Here is a 22,803-nt window from a genome sequence, read left to right on the forward strand (position 1 = left end):
ACCGCCCTGAGGGTAAAACCCTATGAGAAATAGATACGGAGATTGCTTTCCTTCGGATCGCGAAAGCTAACGTTCCTCTCTTCGGACTATTCTAAGTAAACCGTATTGGGATATATTGAATTATTTAGGAAACGTTTGCAGTGAATATTTTTTAATAGTTGAAGATGGATAAGGATGAAAATAAACCTGAGAATATAGTTGAATAAATCCCAATAATTAGCAAGGCAAAAATCATGTTGCCGGAATTGTGATATCTAATTTATGGCAAATTAGCTCAAAGATTCCACAAATGAATATATTAGGAAATATCTGTAAATTCAAAATTCTTGTATATCTCAAAAATCTGACAATAATGATACCAAAAGTAGAAAAGGTAGGCGCAGATGTTTTTCATACAGTGAATATATGAAAAACCTTAATCATCAAAGCCAGAACTGCGGAATGTGGGCTAAAAACTCTTTCTTAAAAAAATAGGGCAAGCCTAAGCCCGCCCTACAAATCAGATTAAATCACTTTACACATTAATAAGTTTCAACGTGCCAGCGATGCTCTTTCTTCAACTGTTTTTGATAGCCAGCCCAGTCAATGCCGTGCTTGCTAGATGCAGCAGACATTCCCTCATCAATGCCGCCTTCCATGCCCTTCAAACCACAGATGTAAGTGTGAGTTTTCGGCTTTTGAACCAATTCCCACAGTTGGTCTGCGTTCTCTTGAATCCGGTTTTGAATATACATCTTACCGCCGTCAGCAGTCTTTTGCTCGCGGCTGATCGCATAAGTTAAGCGGAAATTATCGGGGAATTCGCGCTGCAATTGCTCCAATTCTTCTTTATAAAGAATGTTGGGAGTGTAAGCAACTCCAAAGAACAGCCAAGCTAAACCTTTGAACTTGTAACCAGGATTATTTTCTTTAAACATCCGCCACAAATAAGCGCGGAAAGGAGCAATACCCGTACCAGTAGCCATCATAATCACGGTGGCATCTTCGTCATCGGGTAACAACATTTCTTTCCCTACCGGGCCAGTGATTTTGACATCAGCCCCAGGTTCCAAACCTGTGAGAAAAGTCGAACAAACGCCGAATACTCTTTCGCCACTTTTCGGGTCATTGTACTCCAGCCGGCGAACGCACAAAGAGACAGTTTTGTCGTCGAGGTTGTCGCCGTGACGGGTAGAGGCGATCGAGTAAAGTCGAATTTTGTGAGGTTTACCGTTTTTATCGGTTCCATCGGGAATAATCCCGATACTTTGACCTTCTAGATAGTGCAAATTGCCACCAGAAATGTCGAAAGTGACGTGACGAACTGTGCCGTCGCCGCCTTCTCTGACCATTTCTTCTGTAGAGATGCACTTACCAATATAGGGATTGGCCGGTTTGTAGAGGTTAACAGGAACCTGAACTTTTTCCTTTGCTTGAGTCATGGGCTTAGTTTTTTCTCCAGATTTCTGACTCTGTAGCCCTGCTTCTGGTGCGACTTTGCCATTAGTAGTTTCGGGAGCGCCGTTTGAGGGGCGGATGCTGACGATTTTGCCACCCATGCGAGCAATTCTGCGCATTTCCTGATTCATGCGATCGTACGGCACGGAGATAAACACGCTGCCGCTACGGCGAATCGGGTGATTTGTTTCGTCAGTTGCTTTGCTCTGACGCATACCCTCCACTTCGTAAACAAAGATGCGGCTGCCTGATTCTGAGTTGGCCGCTACACCAGATATGCTTGGGCTGTACATTTGTTGCTTGTCCTTCACGATACAGAGTTATAAAGAAAGAGAATGTGACGTTAGACTCAATTTACTTTTTTCTTAAGGCCACCTGGACTAATTTGCCCGCGCGAATCTTTGGGCATTGCCGCGCAGGCGGGAGTGTCAAGTTGAGATCGCTCTGCCTCTAATTCCCGATTAGCCGATCGCCGCCCTTGGTCTCGCCCGGCTGCATTCAGGTGTTGACCTATAGCTATTGTTGTCTGCGTACTGCCAATATTTTACCCGATCGGGGGATCTGCCCCGATAACTCGTTCTGATTTGGGGAGAGGGGGAGAGGGGGAGAGGGGAATACGGCTCAAGAAATATACAATTTAAATGCTGTCTTGCTGAAAGTAGGATTTAGCTAAATGACGTTGAGCTTGTAGGGGGCGGACGCATTCTGGTAAGATTAACCACTAAAGTTAGTATTAATTTCTTGCCTTGAAGATTGCTTGGGTCTTCCCGGACAGGCAGTCAACTGACTGCTGTATGCTGGTTAGTCCTCGATCCTCTCGGGGTAGCAAACCCGCAGAAAGCCTGCTTGTAGCTACCTGCGGGCTGAAATTTTTTGGAATCTAGACTTCAGTTACTTAGTAAACAGTGATTTTGTTAGAGGGAAACTATGACCAGTAAGCCGGATCGCGTGGTTTTAATTGGCGTTGCCGGAGACTCCGGCTGCGGAAAATCTACTTTTTTGCGCCGATTGACAGATTTGTTCGGGGAAGATTTCGTGACTGTAATCTGCCTTGACGACTATCATTGTCTCGATCGCAAGCAACGCAAGGAAACAGGGATTACCGCCCTTGACCCCAGAGCGAACAATTTTGACCTGATGGCCGAGCAAATGAAAGCGCTCAAAGAAGGTCGGGGAATAGACAAGCCGATTTACAACCACGAAACCGGTCTGCTCGATCCTCCTGAGCGGGTAGAGCCGAATCACGTGATTGTGATTGAGGGGTTGCACCCCCTTTACGACGAGCGAGTGAGAAATCTCATCGACTTCAGCGTCTACCTCGACATCAGCGACGAAGTAAAAATTGCTTGGAAAATCCAGCGCGACATGGCGGAACGGGGCCACCGTTACGAAGACGTGCTGTTTGCGATCAATGCTCGCAAACCAGATTTCACAGCGTACATCGACCCACAAAAGCAATATGCTGACGTGGTAATTCAAGTATTGCCGACCAACTTGATCAAAGATGACAAAGAACGGAAGGTTCTGCGCGTCCAAATGATCCAGCGCGAAGGTATCGCCAACTTTGAACCTGCGTATTTGTTTGACGAAGGTTCGACAATTAACTGGATTCCTTGCGGCCGCAAACTGACTTGTTCCTATCCCGGAATTAAGATGTACTACGGCCCAGATGCTTTCTACGGCCACGAAGTCTCGATTTTGGAAGTAGACGGTCAGTTCGAGAATCTCGAAGAAGTGATTTACATCGAAAGCCACTTGAGCAAGACTTCTGCGAAATACGAAGGCGAGTTGACTCACCTGTTACTCCAACACCGCGAATATCCTGGTTCCAACAATGGAACTGGTTTATTCCAAGTATTGGTGGGATTGAAGATGCGGGCGACTTACGAAAAGTTGACTGCAAAAGAATCAAAAGTTGCTGTTAGTGTTTAGAACTCTGACTTGACATCCACCCCGACCTGAAGGTGCGGGGATTCCCAATCATCGCTAATTGGGTTTCTGCTTCATAGCACCAGCCTTCCGAGACTTACTCTCTTCGGGTCTTACAGTTGCTCCGCAGACTGAAACGGCTAGCCCAGCCGCCAAAATGTTCTTTGCAGCATTGATGTCACGATCGTGGTTTGTCCCGCACTTGGGACACTCCCACTCGCGAATATTCAACGGCAATTTCTCAACAATGTGACCGCAGTTTCCACAGCGCTTAGAGCTGGGAAACCAGCGGTCTATTTTTATTAATTCACGCCCGTACCAATCGCATTTGTAACTTAGCTGGCGAATCAATTCACCCCAACTAGCATCGCTGATGGCAAGAGCTAACTTATGGTTTTTCACCATATTCTTGACAGCCAAATCCTCAACTACAATCGTTTGGTTTTCACGAACGAGTTGAGTCGTTAGCTTGTGCAAGAAATCTTTACGCACATCGACTATCTGTGCGTGGACTTTTGCCACCTGTCTCCGGGCTTTTTCCCGATTGTTGCTTCCCTTTTGCTTGCGTGCTAACGTTTTTTGCTTTCTTTTTAACTTTTTGCGAAGTCTCTTAAAGTGTTTGGGATTGGCGATTTTATCGCCGTCGCTAGTAGCAATCAAACTCGTAATCCCCACATCCAATCCGATAGTTTTATCTGTTTTTGGAAATGGTTGGATTTTATAGTCGTCTACTAATATGGATACAAACCAAAGCCCAGCAGGCGTTAATTTCACTGTAATCGTAGACGGAATGCACCCTTGGGGAATTTGTTTGCTCCAGCGGATAGGTAGTGGCTCGTTACATTTAGCCAAAAATACCTGTCCGTTTTTCCAGCGGAAGGCAGATTTGGTAAATTCAGCACTGCCACCGTTATGCTTTTTCTTGAAATTAGGATATTTGGCTCGTCCTGCAAAGAAGTTGGTGAACGCTGTCTGAAGGTGGCGCAAGCCTTGTTGAAGAGGTACGCAGCTAACTTCATTCAAGAAATCAAGTTCTTCCTCTTTCTTCCAGTTCGTCAGCATAGAGGAAGTTTCGCTGTAGCCAACTCTTTCTTGGCGTTCGTACCAAGATTCCGTGCGGTAAGTCAAAGCCTTGTTGTACACTAGCCGGGTACAGCCCATTGTCCGTCGCAAGAGGTTTTCTTGCTCGCTGGTGGGATAGAATCGGTAGCGATAGGCTTTTTCCATATCTTCACAGCCTAACACGTCTTTTGTGATATTAGCTCTGTGTTGTATGTTTTTGTAAAGCCGTCGAGCGAAGGACGGGGTTTCCACCCACTTTTTTTGATGAAAGATTTGAGAGGCGCGAGTGCGCCTCTTTTTTTTGTGGGTGAAATGAACGGCAGATGGTGATATTGGCACAGCGAATAATTAAGGCGTAATACGGTTCATTTAAGAACTATCTGACTTTTTAAAAATGCCTGTATTGCCTATGAAATCGTGAGACGAAATTCGTAAAAAATCTTTAAGCCAAGCCTATTGAGTTAGGGTAGAGTATTTGGCAATAGAGAGTTTAAAAATGTTTTTCCGGCTTGATTGAGGGAAGTTCTACTTTTTTGAATTATCTAATTTGATGCAACCCTGTGTGAATATCGATTAAGAATGCCAAAAACTTTACTGCTACACCATTACCTCCTCCAGTAATAGCTTCATTCGATTGCCGATCGCCCCGACATTGGGTTCCAGTAAAATACTGAGATGGTCTCCAGGTACATCGTAAATGGTCAGACCGTCTTTGAGATAAGGTTTCCAGCCTAGATCCGGATCGAGACTGACACTTACGCCATCTTGAGAATCCTGTGCTCGAAACATCACTACTTTGCCAGCATAGGGTTTTGGCGCGTAAGCTCGTTCTGCCAGATCAATTATCTTCTCTCTGATCAAATAGTCGGTGGTGTAAGACATTGACTCTGTAGGTTCTTTCACCTTGTTGTCTCGCCCGATCGTCTTGCGGGCCAGCATTGTCATTCCGTCTGTAACTGTCGTTATTTTATCGACGACACTACTGACGATGTAACCTACGCCCTGCTTAGCAATTTTTTGGACATGGAAGCGCAGCCGCTGCTGAATGGGTAGGGGCTTGTAGGCAGAGGGCAACATGGAATCAAACATCACCAATAACGCTGTTTCCTGTCCTTTAGCTGCCAATTTTTGAGCAACCTCAAAAGCAACAATACCTCCAAATGACAAACCACCCAAATAATAGGGGCCTTCTGGTTGCACCTTCACGAGTTCATTGATGTAATAGTCTGCGATCGCCTCAACCTGATTGACTGGCCCGTGCACGCCATCTTTAACAACAGCAATTAAGCCATATATCGGCTGATCTAGCCCTAAATATGGAATTAACGGATGATAAATAGACACTCCTTCAAACAGAAAGAGTGGTGGCTGAGAACCTTTCGGTTGAATCTCGACAAGGGAAAGGCTTTGGTTGGGGATATCGCCTTGACGTAGAATCTGGGATAGTTGCTTGATGGTTGGGGCTTGGAAGATAATCGATAGTGGGACTTTCTGCTGGAACTTTTGGTCAATTTTGTCAGCTAAGCGAGCGGCTAACAGGGATGTACCGCCTAAATCCATGAAATTATCCGTAGTGCCGATCGGCTTAATATTGAGTATCTGCTCCCAAATTTGAACAAGTTGAGCTTCTAGTCCATCAATAGGCAACACAACTTCACTATTTGTAACCAGATCGGCAACCTGAGGTTCTGGAAACCCACGGCGATCGACCTTACCATTGGGCGTCATCGGGAAAGAGTCCATCACTACAACCGCTGCCGGAATCATGTATGCCGGTAGTTTGGTTTGTAGAAAACTACGCAATTCAGACACCTGAATTGGTTGTCCGGGCTTCGGAATGATATATGCCACTAAGCGCTTTTCACCGGGTACATCTTCCCGTGCCAAAACTATACCTTGCTGCACAGATGGGTACTGTTCCAAATAGGTTTCAATCTCTAGTAACTCAATCCGAAAACCTCGAATTTTTACTTGAAAATCGATGCGACCAATAAACTCCAACGTTCCATTGGGTAAATAGCGGCAAGTATCCCCTGTTATGTAAAGTTTGTCTCCAGGTCGATCGCTAAATGGATTAGCAATAAACTTACTTGCAGTGCGTTCTGCCAAGTTGAGATATCCCCTCGCAACCCCTGGGCCGCCAATATACAGTTCTCCAATGTCGCCATCGGGCACAGGATTTAGGTTTTCATCCAGAATGTAAATTTGGCTGTTGGGAAGGGGACGACCGATCGGAATGTCTGCTTCACTACTGAGATCGTAGCTTTCAGCGATCGGGTCAAAAATGGTGGCCGTCACTGTAGTTTCAGTCGGCCCGTAGGTATTGAGCCAACGAGGATATTCCCCTACCAATTGTCGCCATTCAGCATACAGAGCGCGAGAGGCTTTTTCTCCGCCCACAATCACCAATCTCACATCTGGGGACATGGGAACACCTAGCAATGAGAGTCCGCTGACGAGACCATGCCAAAAAGCAGTTGGCAAGTCCAGAATAGTAATACGTTCTTGCTCAATAAATTCGAGGAATTGGCGAGTAGAGCTAATACAGTCTTCAGTTCGCAGCACGATTGTTGCACCACTTACCAAGGATGGAAAAACTTCCTCAATGATGATGTCAAAGCTCATGCTAGAGAATTGCAGTACCCGATCGCCAGCCTGAAGATTAAATGCCTGTGCGATCGCCTTGCTGTGGTGAACCATGCCCCGGTGAGTAATCATTACACCCTTGGGATTTCCCGTCGAACCAGAGGTGTAAATAACATAAGCCAAATGCTCGGGCGTTGTCAGCAGAGACAAATTTTCAGTGCTGTATGGCGCCATATCGTGCCAGTCTGTATCTGGACAAATCACGCGAGCATTGTGTTCTGGCAAAAATTCAACCAGATGCTGTTGAATCAAAATGAATCGCACACCGGCGTCTTGTAACTTGTACGCTCGACGTTCGTGGGGATAGGCTGGGTCGATCGGCACATAGGCCGCCCCAGCCTTCATCACCCCCAAAAAGCAAATCACCATTTCCATGCAGCGATTCATAGAGATAGCAATCAGTTCATCCGGTTGCACTCCTAGTGCTTGGAGGTAATGGGCGAGCTGGTTTGCGCGTTGATTTAAGGCATCATAGGTTAATTCTTGCCCTTGAAATGAAAGGGCGATCGCATCAGGAGTCTCCTTAACCTGTGCTTCAAACCATTGATGGATACTCACATAGTCAGATGGAGTTCGATCGACTTGAGAGTCCTCGACAGAGGAAATATCCTGACTATGTAATGGAAGATCGACACAGACATCGTGGGTAGTTTTTAGTGCATCAGTTTCCTGGTTGGGTAAGTACCCATCACGACTCGTCAAAACATCTTGAGAATTCATCATATTTTTGATTTAAGTAGAGTGAGGGAGATTAAGAGAGGCACCCTAGGGAAAATTCCTTATCGCGCATTGATCCAGATCACAGCTTTTTGTGGATTGCTTATTTAGCAGTCTCGAAACTGTCACATTGCAGTAATAATACGTATATGACGGCGCGAATCAATGTGCTTTTGGGGAACGGAAGTTGTTTCTGGATAATTACTTTTTGTCCTGTTTTAATTATACGGCTTATTAATTGATCTGGTCTAGATCAAGACTGTTTTGGCAATCATCTCATTGGCGATCGGGGGCGATCGGGAGCGATCGCAGTAAACAAGCAAAGCACTTTAGCTACCTTACTCCTTCAGTAGAGCTAAACTGCTTTGCCTGTAAGTATTTCAGCTATTTACATTTTTTTGTATGCCTTAAAAATTTGTACCTTTACTTAAGTTGTCACCAATAGGAGACGGTGCTGGGAAATAGAGAGGCTAAGAATATTTTTCCGGATTCATTGAGATCGTCATTTAGGGAAAAGTTTAGACTGCGAACTCGCAAAGCGCCATTTTTTATGTCTAGTGGCTGTTTGAGGTGTTGCGGGTAGATGAGAATTGCATTGTTACACTTTACTGCATTGGCGTAGGCAACTATTTGATGGCGGTCTCCACTGTCTGCTCGATCGGGAGCTTTGTATTTGGTATCGAGGACGTATTGGACTTTACCTGTTTCTATATCGCACAGCAGTAAGTCAATGCGATCGGAGTAATTTTGGTCATGTGTGACCGTGTTTTTTTTCTTGACAAAGAAGCCTTTTGGTGTATTAGCCTTGAGCCATTCAGCGACAAACTGTTCATATAAACTAGCCATGTTGATCAGAAAAGGGAGCATTTCGCGATCGCCCATTTCGTGACTGGGCCCTGTGTTATCTAAAAAAAACCGACAGAGGGCGTGTAAAAGTTGATAATCTTGATTAAGACGGTGATAAGTGCGATCGATACAAGCTTCTGGTTTAAAAGATGTTAGAGTAACAAATCCTTGGAGTGCGTGAAAAGCTTTTCGCACGCTCGATGAGACAGATTCGCGGCACAAACCGCTACGGCCAATAATGAAAAGTGTCCAAGCCAGAATTTGATTATCTTCGATATCGCCTGTTTGTTCGTTATAGTGACATTTTAGTTTAACATCCCAAGGTTTTTGCACAGCTTCCCGGACATCAATCCTGCCGCGAATATAGGAAAGTTTTTCTGTTTTGGGTAAGTAATTGCGATACAATCCTTTGCGACAGCGTTCGAGAATTTTCAGCGCCAGGATGTTAGCTAATCGTTCATAGACTTGTTCCAAAGATTCGCACTCAATCTGTCCTTTCGGAAAACTTATCTTAAGTTCGTAGGCATACTCAAGCATTCCGAATAAATTTGCGATCGGAACTTTGGGTTTGATCACAATGTGAAATTGTGGAGTAATTGGAATATTGCCAACTCGGCCTTGAGACTTTAATTGCCATTTATATTTTGTTTTAGGGTTGGGAAATTCAATATCTATTTCCTTAGCATAATTATGGTAGATTTTCTCTCCTACTGATTGGGGGATTGCATCTCGCTCAAAGGTCGCTAATTGATATTCTGTGAGTTCGATAATTTGGGGTGATTCTCGTTTCATAGAAATACGGTTCAGTCAGTAGTTGTCATTGCGAGGAACGTTAGCGAAGCGATCCGTAGGAAAGCAATCGCAGTATCTATTGTTCACACAGTTTTCCCTCTAGGACTCTCTTAAGTCAATCACATTGTTTCATAGATGCTGTAACGGCATATTTTTGGTAATGGTAGCGTTAGATGCTCAATTGCTCAATTTGTCTTTGATTTTATCCCAGAGAAATTCATCCATTTTTGCCTGGTCATCAAAAAAGTATTCTTCGAGGTATGGCTCAATTTCCATTTGCCAAATATCTTGGATATCTTCAGCTAAGGTTTTTGTCAAAAAGAAGGAGATGCCAAGTTCATAATGTTTGTTGTTAATTGCCCGATTGACATCTTCTAGAATGCTAGTTAATTTATCAACTGGGAAACCTGTATTCTCTCTCTGGTGATACTGTCGCAGCACTTCATAGTTTGGATAGACGGGAATGAATGCGAAACGGCGGCGGAGTGCGTTATCGACTAAGGCAATAGAGCGATCGGCAGTATTCATTGTACCGATGATGCAGACATTTTTAGGTATTCTAAATAGTTGACCGCTGGCTAGTTTAACAGTGCGATCACGATCGTCCAGCAAATACATTAATTCTCCAAATACCTGAGATAAATTTGCACGATTAATTTCATCAATAATGAGAACGCAAGTGTTTTGACGAGACTCAGCTTTTGTGCAAAATTCGAGTAATCTGCCGGGAACTATGGGATATGTTAATTGCCCATCTTGACTTTGCGGACGGATGCCTTGAATGAAGTCTTCATAAGTATAAGCTGGATGAAATTGAATAAGGTCTGAAAAGCCGTCACCGCCGCCGATTAAGTGTTGGGCTAGTTTTTGAGCGAGGAAGGTTTTTCCGGTTCCGGGCGGGCCTTGGATGATGGCTTGTTGCTTGCGGTTAATGGTGCGTATCCAGCGGTTGATTTCAGATGTTTGAAAACCTGTTAGTTCCGACATTTCTTGGAGATTGTAGGCTCGATTAAATTCTTTGTTATATACTAAAAAATATTCATTTACAAGAAGAGATAAGTTATTCTCATAAAGATTAAAAAATAAAAACAATGGAAATAATTTTTTAAAGGTTTGTGCTATTTTTGCGATTAACTGTTTAGCAGAATATCCTAATACCTCTGGTGATTCTAGTGAGACAGCAACCTGAATGTTATTGACTTTAGGTGTGATTAATAAATTCTTGGGTATTTCTTGCCAACAAAAAATCTCTTCTAGCAAACTAAAAACAGATTGTGAATTTTTAATTTTTACGAACCTATAGTCTTCAAGTAGGTAACGATAAGAATGAAGGTGGCGATTTAACTCGCAAAAATTTTGATGGGGCAGCTTGTATAATTCAAGCAAGGTTTTCCAGGAATTACTTCTACATTGAGAGCTATAATTGTTAATGAATTTTTCCAAACTTGTTATTTTTGAGTAAAATCCAAAAGTGAATTTTTCAGGTTCAATTTTTAGCATTAACTGCGCCTTATCTAAAGAATTTATATCTCCCAGACCCAAAGCTACACTGTACGATATTGATGGGAATCCTTGGAATAGAAGGAGAGAACCAAATTGGTCAATCCTGAAATTTATATAATTTTTGATAAAATCAGGTAACAGCTCTTCCACCTGGCTTAAAATATACTTTAATGGATTTTCAACATATTTCAAGAAAACTTTTTTGTGTTCACTGTAAAAATCAGAGCTGGGATTATCATTAAATTGTGCCACTAGGTTAAATGTGTTTTCTGAAAAAGGACATTCAGGATGTACAAAAACTTTTTCCATTTTTTCTGTATTTTTAAGATGACTTAATTGCTGTTCTTAACTTATTGTAGCCGATCGCACTTAACATACAAAGATTCCAGAAACTTAACAGCTTCATCAAGCACAGCTTCCGGTAACTGTTCGAGAATCGCGATCGCCCTTTGACGAGTTTCTCCATCCACTGCTGTTGGTAGCTGCGATTCAGTATCTGCTAAACTGTTATTTTCAAATGGCTTTTGCTTCGATAAAGCCGTTTCTTGAGTGACCAAGACACCGACATCTGCCGGAAGATTGACAGTTTCACGATTGTAGTATTTAACAACCAGATTTGTCACATTCATCGCTACCCGCTGATTAAATTTAAAAAACTCTGAAAAAGTGCGATCGCCGCGGGTAGTCTGAAGTAAATGTTCTCCAACTCGATTCACTTCTGTTGTAAAAATAAATTTTTGTGTATCCGTACCAACAGACAGCACAACCTCGTGAGTGTTGGGGGCGATCGCAGATTGAATAGACAAAACTTGCACTTTCATCAGTTTATCGTTTTTGACTGATGCTTTGAAAATAGCAGCCGAGTGTTACGCTTACTACAAGTTGTGAATTAACTTAACATCAATACTAATCGCAACTGTTCCCGGAAAAATTAAACTTGTGTCGAAATTACCTAAACGTGTTATATTCAACTCCGTAAACCCTGAACAGCGCTTTCAGGTATGCCAAAATTATCAACGAGTCAACTAAATGCCCTTTACTTTCAAGAAATTAGCCGCCATTGCAATCTTCTTCGTAGCCGTAAAAATTTTAGTTGACTCTGGGCACTTCCAACAAGCCGCCAATGACATCACACACAGAAACCCAGCCAGCGCCACATCAGATACCGAAACTATCCGGCAAAAATCCAGCAGCCCCGCCGCCGCAGAACCCCACAAATCACCGGATCAAAAGTTTGATGTAGTAGTATATGGCGATGAAGTGCCGGGGATATGTGCGGCTATATGGGCAAAAAAGACTTTAGGTGAAAAGGGTAAAGTTGCTGTTGTGCGATCGAACTACGCAACTGCTCTTTTGGGCGGCGTACTCACCCGCGGCGGTTTAGGTTACGTCGATTTAGATAAAATCCCCGACTGGTACCGCCAACCCTACGCCCAATGTTTCCGGGAATTCCTAGACAAAGCGAATGTTCCTGAATCTTGCTTGGAACCAAAAACCGCTGATAAAGCTCTGAGAGAGATGCTTTCGGAAGCCGGAGTTAAACTTATTTCCCACTCAACTCTGACTCCTCACGTAGTTGATAAAAAAATAGAATATGCCGAAGTCAAAGAGAGCAATATTAAAATTCAAGCTAACTCTTTTATTGACGTAACTCAAGACGCGGAACTGGCAAGAAAAGCCGGATTATCTTATTATACAGGATATGAATCGCAAAATATTAAATCAAAAAATGAAACTTTAGCAGTATCTGTAGTGCCGACAATTACGGGGCTAACGATGGCAGACTTCCGCAAAATAGAAGATGACATTCTCTACGACACGCCTTTAGTCGAAAAAATCAAAGCAAGCATTACCAAATATAAAGACCCCGCAAGTACAGAATTCTGGATGAGAAATTTCTTGAGTCCGATTTATCAGGCATATCGAGACGGCTACAACATCAGAAGCGTAGCCCTAGGTGCGGCATATCACGTAGACAGGAACTTGCCCTTTACTCAAGATAAAGGATTCTTCTTTGATAAAGCCAATGTTTGCGTTTATAAAGATACTTCGCTGTCGTGGAACGGGTTTTTATTTAAATATCAAGTTGATGAATTGATGAAGATGGAAGCTAACGGCAGAAAACCGAATGCTGAGATGGTGAAAGAAATGTCACATCTCCAAGAATGGCTGCAAAAAAAATCTGGTAAAGATGTGAGAGTGTTTATCCCGGAAGAGATTTATATCAGACAAACTTTGAATGTTCGCGATGTGGTGGCGCCGCTAAGTGGGAAAGAGATTATCAAAGGAGGAACAGAGGCCGAAAAGTCGATCGGCAGTTTTTCCTATGATTTCGACTTGCGGGGCGGAGTCAAGGATTTGGAATCGAGAATTCCGCCACTGCCGACCTATAATTTTGGGATAGAGAGCGCTTTGGCTAGTAAAGTGAGTAATTTGGCGATCGTAGGGCGATCGTCCGGCTATGTCGGTATGGCGGTATCAGTCGGGCGAATTGCGACGGTGAATATTTATCAAGGACAAGGCGTGGGCGTGGCGGCGGGTTTGGCTAGCAAGTTGGGAGTGCCCCTAAATACGATTACTTCGAGTAAAACAAGGGAAACTTTGGAGACTTTAACGGGGAAAACTACGTATTTGTCAGGGAGAGATACGAGTTATGGGGTGGATTATAAAGAGGTGAAATAATCGAGGTATAGCAGTCACCCGTTGAAGATATCGAAACCTCATCTTCTACGGCGTGAGATTCCCAAACTCTTAGATATCCTCTCGATCTTCGCTCTGCTGCTGCTGGTATTCTGTAATAATGTTTTGAATATCTTCTGCTGCAATATCGACTTGTTCAGATTTGGTGTAAACGGTCAGCAAAATGATTCCCGTTGCTGTTTGGACGTAGTAAATTAAACGATAGCCACCACTTTTACCTTTTTGAGTGTCGCTATTTCGGACTCTCAACTTGAAGACTGCATAACCCACTCCAGCAATTCGATCTCCTGGCAGTTCTCCCCGTGTGAGTTGTTCGATAACGGGTTGAATATCATTGCGAATGCTGCGGTATTTTTTTGCAAGAGTGCGTAAATTGCGATTGAAGGTTGGCGAAACTATAACTTGAATTAAGGGCAAGTCAGTCATTTTCAATTCCTTCCCACATTTGAGCAACCGAAATGGTTTGCCCACTCATGGCTTCGTGCCAAGCTTGCCGAAAATCTTGTAGAAGCGCTGCTTTAGATTGGCCCTCCCCGTCAATTTCTGAGGGTTCTGGAATACTAAGAGAATTAGCAGCAGGCATCTCTTGGATTTCTGCTGAGAAAACCTCTGCCAGATTATTTTGTGAAACGATTACCCCTTGACGTTGCTTTTGGCTTAGAAACTCTATAAAACTCGCAACTAATGCCAGATGTTCTGGAGAGAGTCGATCGAGCCATCGATCGATTTGATGTCGAAGTGCCGCTACATTCATAATGCCATCATGCCTGTTAATTTTACCTTCATTTTAACGTAAGTATAAAGGTAGTGATGCGATTGCCGAGCGGTACATTCAGTTGACGGCTATTGGAACGGGAACCTTGGTGGAAATTGACCCGGATGGTTCAACCAATAGGGGCGATTGTTAATCGCCCTCTTTGAATCGCAAGTAATGTCAGGGTTTCGGTAGAAGTTGGATTTGAGTGACATTCAGTTTATGTGCCAAAGAGATTTTAACTCGCTCCAACTTTTTAACATAGAGAAATGTAAATTCGATCGAGATTTTTACCATGACTTTTACGCTTCAAAGAAACGGCACCCACTTCTTTGGCACTACTTACATGAGTCCCACCACAAGGAATAATGATATCACCATAACGCCAGTAAGAGATATCTTTTGTACTAGGATCTGACTCCATCAAAATTTCATCGCCTTGAGCAATCAAATTATTAGCTAAAGTAGACACTTTTGGAATCAGTTCAGGATTGAGTTTATTAGCGTAGTCTAAACGGGCACTCTGTTCATATATATAGCAACCTTTGATATATAGCTTTTCTTGATGACCATAGATTTCTTCAAGGGCGTGTAAAACAAAGTGAGTTGCACTGTGGTAACGCATTAGCTTGTATCGATAATCCCAATCAATCTTCATATGCACTTTTTGTCCTACGATAAAAGGGGAAGGACTATCTAGTTTATGAACCACCACAGTATCAATCTGTACCATCGGAACTTCGACATCTGGACGGTTTATATAGATAGGTTTTCCGGGTTGCTTTTGTACGTCAATGATAGCTACATCGTCAATAAAGCCTTTGTCAGGTACTTGCCCTCCTGATTCTGCATAAAATATAGTTCGATCTGTTACCAGCAAATCATCTTGTGTATGCAGCACGGTAGCTTCACATTCAGTCTGATAGGGTTCATCAATCCACAACTTCTGAGTTGGGGGTAGTTTTTCTGGACTGTTAAGAATAAAAATCGTCATTTCAATCTCCTTATTTTGGAAAGTTCACAGTTTACTCAAAACTGAGCAACAAAGCTTGATGTCATCAAAAAATCAATCAAAAAGATCTAAGTAATCAATAGCTGAGTCATAAGCCATCGTCAGAATATTGACTTTGTGATGTAGCTGTTTCTTTTGCTGAACTTCCTCAACAACTTTTAAAGCAGCGGCGACATTAGCTCCAGAAGAAATACCTACTGACAAGCCTTCTTTTACGCTCAGATTTTTCATCATTTGTAATGACTCTTCAAATGTTACAGAAATCATTCGATCTATGATATTAACATTCAATACTTTGGGGATAATGCCAACAGCAAGACCTTGAATATTGTGAGGAAAAAATTTATTTTCTAGAAGCTCGCAGCCGTCTGGTTGAACTCCTATAATTGTTACCTTTGGTTTTTCTTTTTTGAGAATTTCTCCTATTCCTGTAATGTGACCTCCAGTACCAATACTGGCAATAAAATAATCAATTGTTTCATTTTGAAAGTCTTCCAGAATTTCTGGAGCTGTTGTTAATCGATGAATTTCTGGATTTGCTGGATTTTGACCTTGATTTAGCATCACATACTCAGGATTTTCAATCTGAATTTCCATTGCTAGCTCACCATGTGAATTACCTCCTTTACGACTATCAGAAAGGATAATTTTTGCTCCTAACGCTTTTAATGATTTTTGTTTTTGTGAGCTATAGTTATCAGGAATAACTAAGATCACATTGTAGCCGAGGATAGCAGCAGCTATAGCAATTCCCATTCCTGTATTTCCTCCAGTTGGTTCGAGAATTGTTTGTCCTGTATTTGGTTTGAGAATCCCTTGTTTTTCGGCATCTTTAATCATATTAAAGGCAATTCTAGTTTTGTGGCTACCTCCAGGATTAAACGTTTCATTTTTTATATAAATGGCAAACTTTGAATCAAGGGATTTATCAATTATTTTTTGAAGCTTAATCACTGGAGTTTGACCAATTGTCTCTAAAATTGAGTTGTAAATCATAATTAGTATCACTGTTTTGTGTTTTGCAATCTTTTTTTGAGTATCTTCTCAGATCTTTCTACCAGGAAAAACAGCAATTAACTGATAATCTTCTGCAATAAATCTGAATAGCTTAGAACAGATAATTTCATCTCTTTGTATATCAATTATCAGGTGATCTACTGGATAAATTGGCTTGCCATCAAATAGAGCATTTTTTTTGTCTTCATTGCTGAAATAAGCTCCTACATCAGGATGAGAATGATAGATTGCCTTGACTGGATTGACTGAAGCAATATTTCTGCTTAAGAACAAGGAATCTTCTGATGAAAAAACAAACCCTTCTCTTGCGCTCCTGGGATAAGTTACTGGATCTGATTGATGTAATTGATTTTGAATGTTTTTGCAAGATCTGATGCCCTTTTCAAGAATTAACCCACAGCATTCATCTGGATAACTTTGGCGGGCAAAATAGTAAACTTTTTCAAGCAGCTCCTCAGAAATATTTTTTTCTATTTCTGAACGTAGAGATTGACCTTGTATGTAGATAGCCTTCATTTTATTTCTTGATAATTTGATTGGTTGTTCGTAGCAATACTTTAGAATTAGCAGGGATATCTTCGGTGATGACAATATAAGGAGAAATTTTTACGTCGTCACCAATTGTCACCGCACCAAAAATCCTGACACATCCACCTACTTCCACACGATTTCCTAACGTTGGATGCCTTTTACTATATTGATTTCCAGAAATCCCTCTTGCACCTAAAATTACGCCTTGAAGAATGTAACAGTCATCACCAATTTCACAAGTTTCACCAATCACAGTACCATAGCCATGATCTATAATACATCTACGACCAATTGTGGCTGCTGGATGAATTTCAACTCCACTTTTAGCTTTGGCTTGCTCGGATATCCTTCGCGCAACGATTTTTAGATGGGTTATCTCATTTCCATTACTGTGACAACTATAATATAAGGCATTGGCTACTCGATAATACATGAGAGCTTGAAAAGAGAGATAACTCTCAAAAATATACTCAGGCGATTTTTTCGCCGCTGGATCTTTATTAGAAAAGCAGATCAAGTCATCGTAAATTCGATCGTTTACTTGATCAATAATCTCCCGAGTTTTAAGTTCGCTGATAGAGCTTTCTGATAAATGGGATTGCAAGAGACCCTCGATTACTTGACTGATTTGACGATCGAGACGACTAAAAGTGAGCAACATACAGTGAACCTCACAAGAAGAGTAATCAGAGCTACTGAATTCCAGAGACTTGCAGGCTAAAGATTCCCATGAGCATCAGGAATTGGGGAGCCAAAGGCTTCACATTGCAAGCCGCCTGAGACGATCGCGACAGCATTGGCTATTAGTCCAGACTCTAGGGTGCGATCGACCACGATCGCGAGTCTCTTTGGATTTTCTGGAGCAGGCGGTTCCAGTAGGGTATTGGGATCTAGAATGACCTGTTCTTCGGGTAGGCGATCGCGAACAGCCCAATAGCCTACATCTGAAGCGGCAGCACTTGTCAGAGCTTCAAGTTTCATAGTAATCTTAGAGGGAAAGTTTATTTCAGAAGAGTTCTGCCGAGGCAGGACTCTTTTCGTTTGTTATTTACACTTTACTGCTCGCGCCTGCTCTTGTCAACATATTTTGCAAATATTTTTTGCGTTTCACGACAATCACGACTATCTTTAATATAATTTAGCAGTCGATCGCTCTTGCAGAAGCCTTCCAAGACGTTCCCTGGAATGACCAAATCTTGGCGTAAAGCCACTCTGGAGGGCTGCTGAGCCATTACTCTTGTGTTGCTCCGCACCCTTTTATAGATAGGACTTACACATAAACTCTATCTGTAGAGTATGCACTGCGTACTCTACAGATAGTGTAAAAGACTCTTTTCGTAAGTCCCGATCGAGTGGGTAGACCTAATAGGTTAGGTTTCCCGCACCTCTGGGACAAAGGAAAAGTCTTATATGTCAATCAGTCTGGCAAGGAAGACTATCGTTTCACGATTTCCGGATTTTGCAAAATGAGTATGTTTAATTATCTTAGGTACGGCATCCACTCATGACGATCGAGCATATGTCTGTTAGGATTGCGGCAGATGGCCAATAAATCTGTCTTATCAAGATCGTCAAAACTTACAGTTGCTACGCTCAAAGGCTAGCTATATGGTGTAAACTCTTGTGGGCTTAGCACACAGCTAGCCGCAACGACCCAAGCTTGACCTCTGAAGTGCAAGCAGGACAACTAGCACCTCGCAGCAAGTCAGCTTTATTGCGAGTCTATTGGTTTCAGAAAAAAAAGGAGGGTAAATAATCTCAATGGCACGCCCAAAACGCACTCGTCCTGAAGATACCGCGTCTCAGTCAAAATTTGTTCAGGTTGTGGAAGGCTATCTTACCAAAGCAAACTGGACAAAGCAGCAATTCATGGCTGAAATCCAGGTTGGAGAAGCTCAGTTCTATCGGTGGGCGAGGGGAGAAAATGTACCAACAAAAGCGATTGTTAATCGCGTTGCGGTATTTTTAGCTCGTCGCTTAGATGAAGTCTATCAAAATCTTCCTCACAATCCCTTTCCAGTTTCTGACACGATTGATGGTTTGTTAAATGAGCTGCTTGAAACAGCAGGCTATAGTGCCAGTGTTCGAGGAAAAGGAATCGACTCTAGCTGGCAAGAAATAGCTCATAAACGCTCGTGGAAACTTGGATACACATCAGTTAGCCCAAAATGGGCAAAGGTACCAGATGACTATGGAGAAGCACCGACTGGCATGGCTATTGATCTTGCAGAAATAGTGGGAGATCTACTCGGCATACGTACAGAATGGCAGTATTTAACCTGGGATGAAATGCCTTCTGCTGTTGCAGAGCGAAAGGTTCATGGAATTGCCCCTTTTATGCTTGCTGCACCCGAAAGATTTTTCAACTATCGCTTTTCCGATCCTTGGAAGCAAGGAGGCTCTTTTAGACTGAATGCAGTGATATCTCAAAATCAGGTTAATGAAAATTCATTTGTTGAAGATTTACAGATTGGGCGCGTTCAGCTAGTTTATATAGTAAACGAAGTCGGAAGTTTTATAGTGAAAGTTCTTGGTGTCCGTTATGATCGAATGGTTTGTTCTGATCTAGCCAAAGCTATTAGTTATTTGAAAGCTACTGAAAGCAAAGAGAGTGAATTGATTCCTGTTTTTTGTTCTGACTCTATGACTTGTGAGTCCATCGCAAATAAGAATGACTGGAAAGTCATCAATATCCACTGTATGAAAGATATAGAACTTTACCCAGCGTTTGCATTTCATCCTGAAGAAGAAAAGCTGACTTCTTCAGTCAACTCTGTTCTCAGGATGGTTAGTGAAATTCCCCAGATTACTAATGGGAGGGATAATTGATATGAAAATAATATCTCATCCCCTAGTTGAAATCATGGTCTATGAAGAAGACTCTATTCTCGATAAGCTAGCAGTAGAAGCTGACCTTAGTAAGTTATCCAGCAAGGTAGACGGATTGAAACGATTTGCTGAAGCCTTTTACTTTGTTCGCTACGATTTTTGCCGCCTCAACTTTATTGTCGGTGAACGTTGCTGTACGAATGAATTCCTATGGGCAGGATTAGCCAGAAATCTGTATGAAGAACTGGGTGGTAAAAACGGACTAAGCCACAATCAGTTGTATCGAGATTTCTTATCTTGCGTTGATGCTCGACCAGAAAATTCTTTGCAGGAACCTGAATTTGCCCGCCACTTCAACTTTGCCTGGGAAACATTCTGTAGAAAAGCTCCACTGGCAGAAGCTTTATCTGCCATCGCAATTTACGAAATTTTTGATGTACCGGACTATCAACTTCTGCTTCGAGTCATGAAAAAAGCAGATGTCTCACAGCTAGGGCTACGTTTCTTTCAGGTTCACGCAGCAGCGGAACACTTTGGAATGTTTGAAGACGTTGTTTCTTGGCTTCGAGAACAGGAAGGTGGAGAAAGTGCCTTCAATCGGGCGAAAGAATTTGTTTTTCAGACACAAACTGAAATGTGGCGTGGATTAATAGCGCACTTACAAGAACAAACAACCGATTGCTGTGTTTAAAACTTTTGATTTTTTTTGGAGGAACGCAATGGGCATTAAAACACTTAAAAATCGCTGGTTTCCAATCGCCATTTCACTAGCAATAGTCTTCTTGGTCAGCTTGGCTTCATGCACAAAAAATTCTGCACAACAAACCAGTCCAAATACCACCAGCACGTCAACCTTGGGGCAAATCGCAGCCAGTAGCAAAATCAAAGTCGCCTATCTCGTCTTTCCGCCAACCATCACCAAAAACCAAACCACTGGAGAATTGGGCGGGCATTTAGTAGATACAATCAAAGAAATTGCGCGGCTCAACAACTGGACTCCCGAATTCATCGAAACCGATTGGTCAGGCTTTGCTACCGGGCTGGACTCCCGTCGGTTTGATGTTTCGATCGTCCCCACCTTCGTCACCGTCCCCAGAGCCTTATCCGTCTACTTCACCAATCCCCTCTTCTACGCAGGCAACAGCGCCATCACTAAAGCCGACGAAACCCGCTTCACAACCCTGGAAAGCATCGACCAACCCGGAGTCACCGTTGCTGTCACCCAAGGCGAAGCTGGCGACGAATATGCCAAAGCCAACTTCAAGAAAGCCAAAATCACCCGCTTCTCTGGTGGCGACCAATCCCTTGCCTTCCAAGCTGTTGTGGCAGGTCGCGCCAATATTGCCCTCGGTGATGCCTATGTTACCTCCCAGTTTGCCAAAGCCAACCCCCAAGTCAAAGACCTTTTTGCCAAAGCCCCCTATAACCTCACTCCTGTCTCCTGGGCAGTGCGTAAGGGCGACACCGAAATGTTGAACTTCCTCAACAGCAGCCTAGAATCTTTAGATTACCAAGGTCGCCTGCGGGAGTGGGAACAAAAAGCAGGCGCAAACTGGCTCCACATTAAAAAAGTCTGGGAATTTACTAAATCGTAATTCATCAATGAACTGGAACTTTTCCATCATCTGGAATAACCTTTTACCCCTATGCTTTGCCTTACTAACCACGATCGGGATTAGTCTTGGTAGTATTGCTCTTGGAACGCTACTCGGTGTGTTAGTAGGGGTGCTTTCTCTCACATCCTCCCGGTTCATTTCTGGGTGCGCCAAATTCTTCATCGAAGTGTTCCTAGCACTCCCCGCTATAGTTTTACTCGTTTGGCTTTACTACAGCCTGCCCCTAATCATCCCCGGCTTCATCCTTGACGGGCAAAGCTGTGCCGTGTTGGGGCTAGGTTTGAGCCTCGCTGCCTTTGTTGCAGATATCATCCGGGGTGGGATTAACTCCATCCCCCCTGGAGAAATCGAGGTTGCCTACTGCACGGGTATGACTCGCTTAGAAACGATTCGCTACATCCTGATTCCTCAAGTTTTTCGCAAATCCTGGCTGCCCCTCATGGGACAGTACATCACCACCTACAAATTCTCTACCCTGGCATCAGTAATTGCTGTGCCAGAAATCCTTCATACAGCCAATTCAATCATTGCTCAAACCTACCGCCCGATCGAAATTTATTCAACAGTTGCCGCGATGTTCATTGCTACCGTTGTTCCTCTCAACCTCTTACTAAGACGGGTACAGCAAGTCAAAGAACTGGGTGGCACGGAGACAATATAAGCTCTCAATCCTACAATGCAAAGTTCATTCCTAAGCATCGAAAATCTGGGCAAACGGTTTAATAATGCCAATATTCTAGAGAATGTCAGCTTCTCGCTAGAAAAAGGTGAGAGTATGCTGATTCAAGGCAAAAGTGGCTGCGGGAAAACTACCCTGTTGCGCTGCATTGCGTTGCTAGAATCGATCGATCGAGGTCGAATTATTTTTAATGGCAGAGTTGTTTCCAAACCCGGTCATCTCGATCGGACAAACAGTCGGCTAGAAATTGGCATGGTTTTTCAACAACTATACCTCTGGTCGCACATGACTGTTCTAGAAAACGTAGCACTACCCCTTTGGTTGCGTAACGGTAAACGTAAAAAGCTAGCAGATGAAGCTGCCAAGCATCAGTTAGCTCAGCTTGGGATTGAAGATAAAGCGAATGAGTACCCCAATCAACTATCAGGAGGACAACGGCAACGGGCAGCATTTGCCCGTGCGCTGGTACACTCTCCTCAACTCCTGCTACTCGATGAAATTACAGCAAATTTAGATCCTGAAACAGCTTATAAAGTTGTAGGCATTGTTGAAAAAATTATTGAAGCAGGTACATCTGTCATTTGGGTGACGCATTCCGAGCTACCTTCTGCGATCTGGTCTTATGTTCTGCGTTTTGGCGATCGCATCTGGATCAAAGAGAAATATAATTAGGGATTAGTTGGAGAAAGCGAATTGAGTCAAAGCATAATGACAGAAATTTTTGAGATGGAGG

Annotated in this window: 20 protein-coding genes; 7 read left to right on the forward strand and 13 right to left on the reverse strand. The window is 42.9% G+C overall.

Translation table 11 applies throughout. The features are described 5' to 3' along the window. Nucleotides 1-521: 521 nt before the first annotated feature. Complete coding sequence (gene petH / locus JGK22_RS04205; protein ID WP_293174283.1) at nt 522-1,730, reverse strand: ferredoxin--NADP reductase; 1,209 nt, start codon at nt 1,728-1,730, stop codon at nt 522-524. Between the two features lie 634 nt (nt 1,731-2,364). Between petH and JGK22_RS04210 the strand changes: the two genes are divergently transcribed. Next, the gene (locus JGK22_RS04210) at nt 2,365-3,369 is read left to right on the forward strand and encodes a phosphoribulokinase (RefSeq protein WP_293174286.1); all 1,005 of its coding nucleotides are present in this window, start codon (nt 2,365-2,367) and stop codon (nt 3,367-3,369) included. A 54-nt stretch (nt 3,370-3,423) separates the two neighbouring features. Here the strand turns inward: JGK22_RS04210 and JGK22_RS04215 are convergent, their stop codons facing one another. From JGK22_RS04215 to JGK22_RS04235, 5 genes are all read right to left on the reverse strand, one after another. Continuing rightward, nucleotides 3,424-4,593, reverse strand: a complete 1,170-nt coding sequence (locus JGK22_RS04215) for an RNA-guided endonuclease TnpB family protein (RefSeq protein WP_293174389.1) — start codon at nt 4,591-4,593, stop codon at nt 3,424-3,426. Between the two features lie 432 nt (nt 4,594-5,025). Further along, a complete protein-coding gene (locus JGK22_RS04220; protein WP_293197165.1) occupies nt 5,026-7,797 on the reverse strand; it encodes an amino acid adenylation domain-containing protein in 2,772 nt (923 codons plus the stop codon). Nucleotides 7,798-8,226: 429 nt separating this feature from the next. Beyond that, nucleotides 8,227-9,429: a restriction endonuclease gene (locus JGK22_RS04225; protein WP_293216509.1), complete on the reverse strand. Its 1,203-nt coding sequence runs from the start codon at nt 9,427-9,429 to the stop codon at nt 8,227-8,229. Nucleotides 9,430-9,606: 177 nt separating this feature from the next. Then, a complete protein-coding gene (locus JGK22_RS04230) occupies nt 9,607-11,241 on the reverse strand; it encodes an AAA family ATPase (protein ID WP_293216507.1) in 1,635 nt (544 codons plus the stop codon). A 41-nt stretch (nt 11,242-11,282) separates the two neighbouring features. Continuing rightward, nucleotides 11,283-11,753, reverse strand: a complete 471-nt coding sequence (locus JGK22_RS04235; RefSeq protein ID WP_293174298.1) for a hypothetical protein — start codon at nt 11,751-11,753, stop codon at nt 11,283-11,285. Between the two features lie 208 nt (nt 11,754-11,961). Between JGK22_RS04235 and JGK22_RS04240 the strand changes: the two genes are divergently transcribed. Next, nucleotides 11,962-13,614 carry an FAD-dependent oxidoreductase gene (locus tag JGK22_RS04240; protein WP_293312400.1) on the forward strand — a complete coding sequence of 551 codons (1,653 nt, stop codon included), beginning with the start codon at nt 11,962-11,964 and terminating at the stop codon, nt 13,612-13,614. 69 nt (nt 13,615-13,683) lie between these two features. Here JGK22_RS04240 and JGK22_RS04245 read toward each other — a convergent pair whose 3' ends face one another. From JGK22_RS04245 to JGK22_RS04275, 7 genes are all read right to left on the reverse strand, one after another. Continuing rightward, nucleotides 13,684-14,058, reverse strand: a complete 375-nt coding sequence (locus tag JGK22_RS04245; RefSeq protein ID WP_293216505.1) for a type II toxin-antitoxin system RelE/ParE family toxin — start codon at nt 14,056-14,058, stop codon at nt 13,684-13,686. Then, entirely contained in the window at nt 14,051-14,386 is a 336-nt protein-coding gene (locus JGK22_RS04250) for a hypothetical protein (protein ID WP_293216503.1), read from the reverse strand. The genes JGK22_RS04245 and JGK22_RS04250 overlap by 8 nt, the downstream gene beginning before the upstream one ends. A gap of 256 nt (nt 14,387-14,642) precedes the next feature. After that, on the reverse strand, nt 14,643-15,380 hold the full coding sequence (locus JGK22_RS04255) for an alanyl-tRNA editing protein (RefSeq protein ID WP_293174312.1): 738 nt from the start codon (nt 15,378-15,380) through the stop codon (nt 14,643-14,645). Nucleotides 15,381-15,452: 72 nt separating this feature from the next. Then, entirely contained in the window at nt 15,453-16,394 is a 942-nt protein-coding gene (locus JGK22_RS04260; RefSeq protein ID WP_293174315.1) for a PLP-dependent cysteine synthase family protein, read from the reverse strand. A gap of 48 nt (nt 16,395-16,442) precedes the next feature. Next, entirely contained in the window at nt 16,443-16,931 is a 489-nt protein-coding gene (locus JGK22_RS04265; RefSeq protein WP_293174318.1) for a Mov34/MPN/PAD-1 family protein, read from the reverse strand. Nucleotide 16,932: 1 nt separating this feature from the next. After that, entirely contained in the window at nt 16,933-17,607 is a 675-nt protein-coding gene (locus JGK22_RS04270) for a serine O-acetyltransferase (protein ID WP_293174321.1), read from the reverse strand. Nucleotides 17,608-17,663: 56 nt separating this feature from the next. Beyond that, on the reverse strand, nt 17,664-17,927 hold the full coding sequence (locus JGK22_RS04275; RefSeq protein WP_293174323.1) for a hypothetical protein: 264 nt from the start codon (nt 17,925-17,927) through the stop codon (nt 17,664-17,666). Nucleotides 17,928-18,707: 780 nt separating this feature from the next. Here JGK22_RS04275 and JGK22_RS04280 point away from each other — a divergent pair. Genes JGK22_RS04280 through JGK22_RS04300 form a run of 5 tightly spaced genes read left to right on the forward strand, consistent with a single transcriptional unit; the run spans nt 18,708 to nt 22,742 of the window. Then, nucleotides 18,708-19,775 (forward strand): transporter substrate-binding domain-containing protein, encoded by a 1,068-nt coding sequence (locus tag JGK22_RS04280; protein ID WP_293204693.1) that lies wholly within the window; start codon nt 18,708-18,710, stop codon nt 19,773-19,775. A gap of 1 nt (nt 19,776) precedes the next feature. Further along, a complete protein-coding gene (locus JGK22_RS04285; protein WP_293204691.1) occupies nt 19,777-20,466 on the forward strand; it encodes an iron-containing redox enzyme family protein in 690 nt (229 codons plus the stop codon). Between the two features lie 28 nt (nt 20,467-20,494). Beyond that, nucleotides 20,495-21,370 (forward strand): transporter substrate-binding domain-containing protein, encoded by an 876-nt coding sequence (locus JGK22_RS04290; RefSeq protein WP_293204689.1) that lies wholly within the window; start codon nt 20,495-20,497, stop codon nt 21,368-21,370. Nucleotides 21,371-21,377: 7 nt separating this feature from the next. After that, entirely contained in the window at nt 21,378-22,052 is a 675-nt protein-coding gene (locus JGK22_RS04295) for an amino acid ABC transporter permease (protein WP_293204687.1), read from the forward strand. Between the two features lie 15 nt (nt 22,053-22,067). Beyond that, nucleotides 22,068-22,742, forward strand: coding sequence for an ATP-binding cassette domain-containing protein (locus JGK22_RS04300; protein ID WP_293204685.1), 675 nt, complete (start codon nt 22,068-22,070; stop codon nt 22,740-22,742). Nucleotides 22,743-22,803 lie beyond the last annotated feature (61 nt).

Origin of the sequence: Microcoleus sp. PH2017_08_TRC_O_A, from assembly GCF_020738665.1 — a bacterium.
In the GTDB taxonomy this organism is placed as follows: domain Bacteria; phylum Cyanobacteriota; class Cyanobacteriia; order Cyanobacteriales; family Microcoleaceae; genus Microcoleus.

Excerpts from the sequence above, each read along its gene's own strand:
- JGK22_RS04275 (WP_293174323.1), bottom strand. The coding sequence starts at position 17,927 with ATGAAACTTGAAGCTCTGACAAGTGCTGCCGCTTCAGATGTAGGCTAT.
- JGK22_RS04230 (WP_293216507.1), bottom strand. The coding sequence starts at position 11,241 with ATGGAAAAAGTTTTTGTACATCCTGAATGTCCTTTTTCAGAAAACACA.
- JGK22_RS04245 (WP_293216505.1), bottom strand. The coding sequence starts at position 14,058 with ATGACTGACTTGCCCTTAATTCAAGTTATAGTTTCGCCAACCTTCAAT.
- JGK22_RS04265 (WP_293174318.1), bottom strand. The coding sequence starts at position 16,931 with ATGAAGGCTATCTACATACAAGGTCAATCTCTACGTTCAGAAATAGAA.
- JGK22_RS04285 (WP_293204691.1), top strand. The coding sequence starts at position 19,777 with ATGAAAATAATATCTCATCCCCTAGTTGAAATCATGGTCTATGAAGAA.
- JGK22_RS04235 (WP_293174298.1), bottom strand. The coding sequence starts at position 11,753 with ATGAAAGTGCAAGTTTTGTCTATTCAATCTGCGATCGCCCCCAACACT.
- JGK22_RS04270 (WP_293174321.1), bottom strand. The coding sequence starts at position 17,607 with ATGTTGCTCACTTTTAGTCGTCTCGATCGTCAAATCAGTCAAGTAATC.
- JGK22_RS04210 (WP_293174286.1), top strand. The coding sequence starts at position 2,365 with ATGACCAGTAAGCCGGATCGCGTGGTTTTAATTGGCGTTGCCGGAGAC.
- JGK22_RS04290 (WP_293204689.1), top strand. The coding sequence starts at position 20,495 with ATGGGCATTAAAACACTTAAAAATCGCTGGTTTCCAATCGCCATTTCA.
- JGK22_RS04300 (WP_293204685.1), top strand. The coding sequence starts at position 22,068 with ATGCAAAGTTCATTCCTAAGCATCGAAAATCTGGGCAAACGGTTTAAT.
- JGK22_RS04220 (WP_293197165.1), bottom strand. The coding sequence starts at position 7,797 with ATGATGAATTCTCAAGATGTTTTGACGAGTCGTGATGGGTACTTACCC.
- JGK22_RS04225 (WP_293216509.1), bottom strand. The coding sequence starts at position 9,429 with ATGAAACGAGAATCACCCCAAATTATCGAACTCACAGAATATCAATTA.
- JGK22_RS04280 (WP_293204693.1), top strand. The coding sequence starts at position 18,708 with ATGGCACGCCCAAAACGCACTCGTCCTGAAGATACCGCGTCTCAGTCA.
- JGK22_RS04260 (WP_293174315.1), bottom strand. The coding sequence starts at position 16,394 with ATGATTTACAACTCAATTTTAGAGACAATTGGTCAAACTCCAGTGATT.
- JGK22_RS04215 (WP_293174389.1), bottom strand. The coding sequence starts at position 4,593 with ATGGAAAAAGCCTATCGCTACCGATTCTATCCCACCAGCGAGCAAGAA.
- JGK22_RS04250 (WP_293216503.1), bottom strand. The coding sequence starts at position 14,386 with ATGAATGTAGCGGCACTTCGACATCAAATCGATCGATGGCTCGATCGA.
- JGK22_RS04295 (WP_293204687.1), top strand. The coding sequence starts at position 21,378 with ATGAACTGGAACTTTTCCATCATCTGGAATAACCTTTTACCCCTATGC.
- JGK22_RS04255 (WP_293174312.1), bottom strand. The coding sequence starts at position 15,380 with ATGACGATTTTTATTCTTAACAGTCCAGAAAAACTACCCCCAACTCAG.
- JGK22_RS04240 (WP_293312400.1), top strand. The coding sequence starts at position 11,962 with ATGCCCTTTACTTTCAAGAAATTAGCCGCCATTGCAATCTTCTTCGTA.
- petH (WP_293174283.1), bottom strand. The coding sequence starts at position 1,730 with ATGTACAGCCCAAGCATATCTGGTGTAGCGGCCAACTCAGAATCAGGC.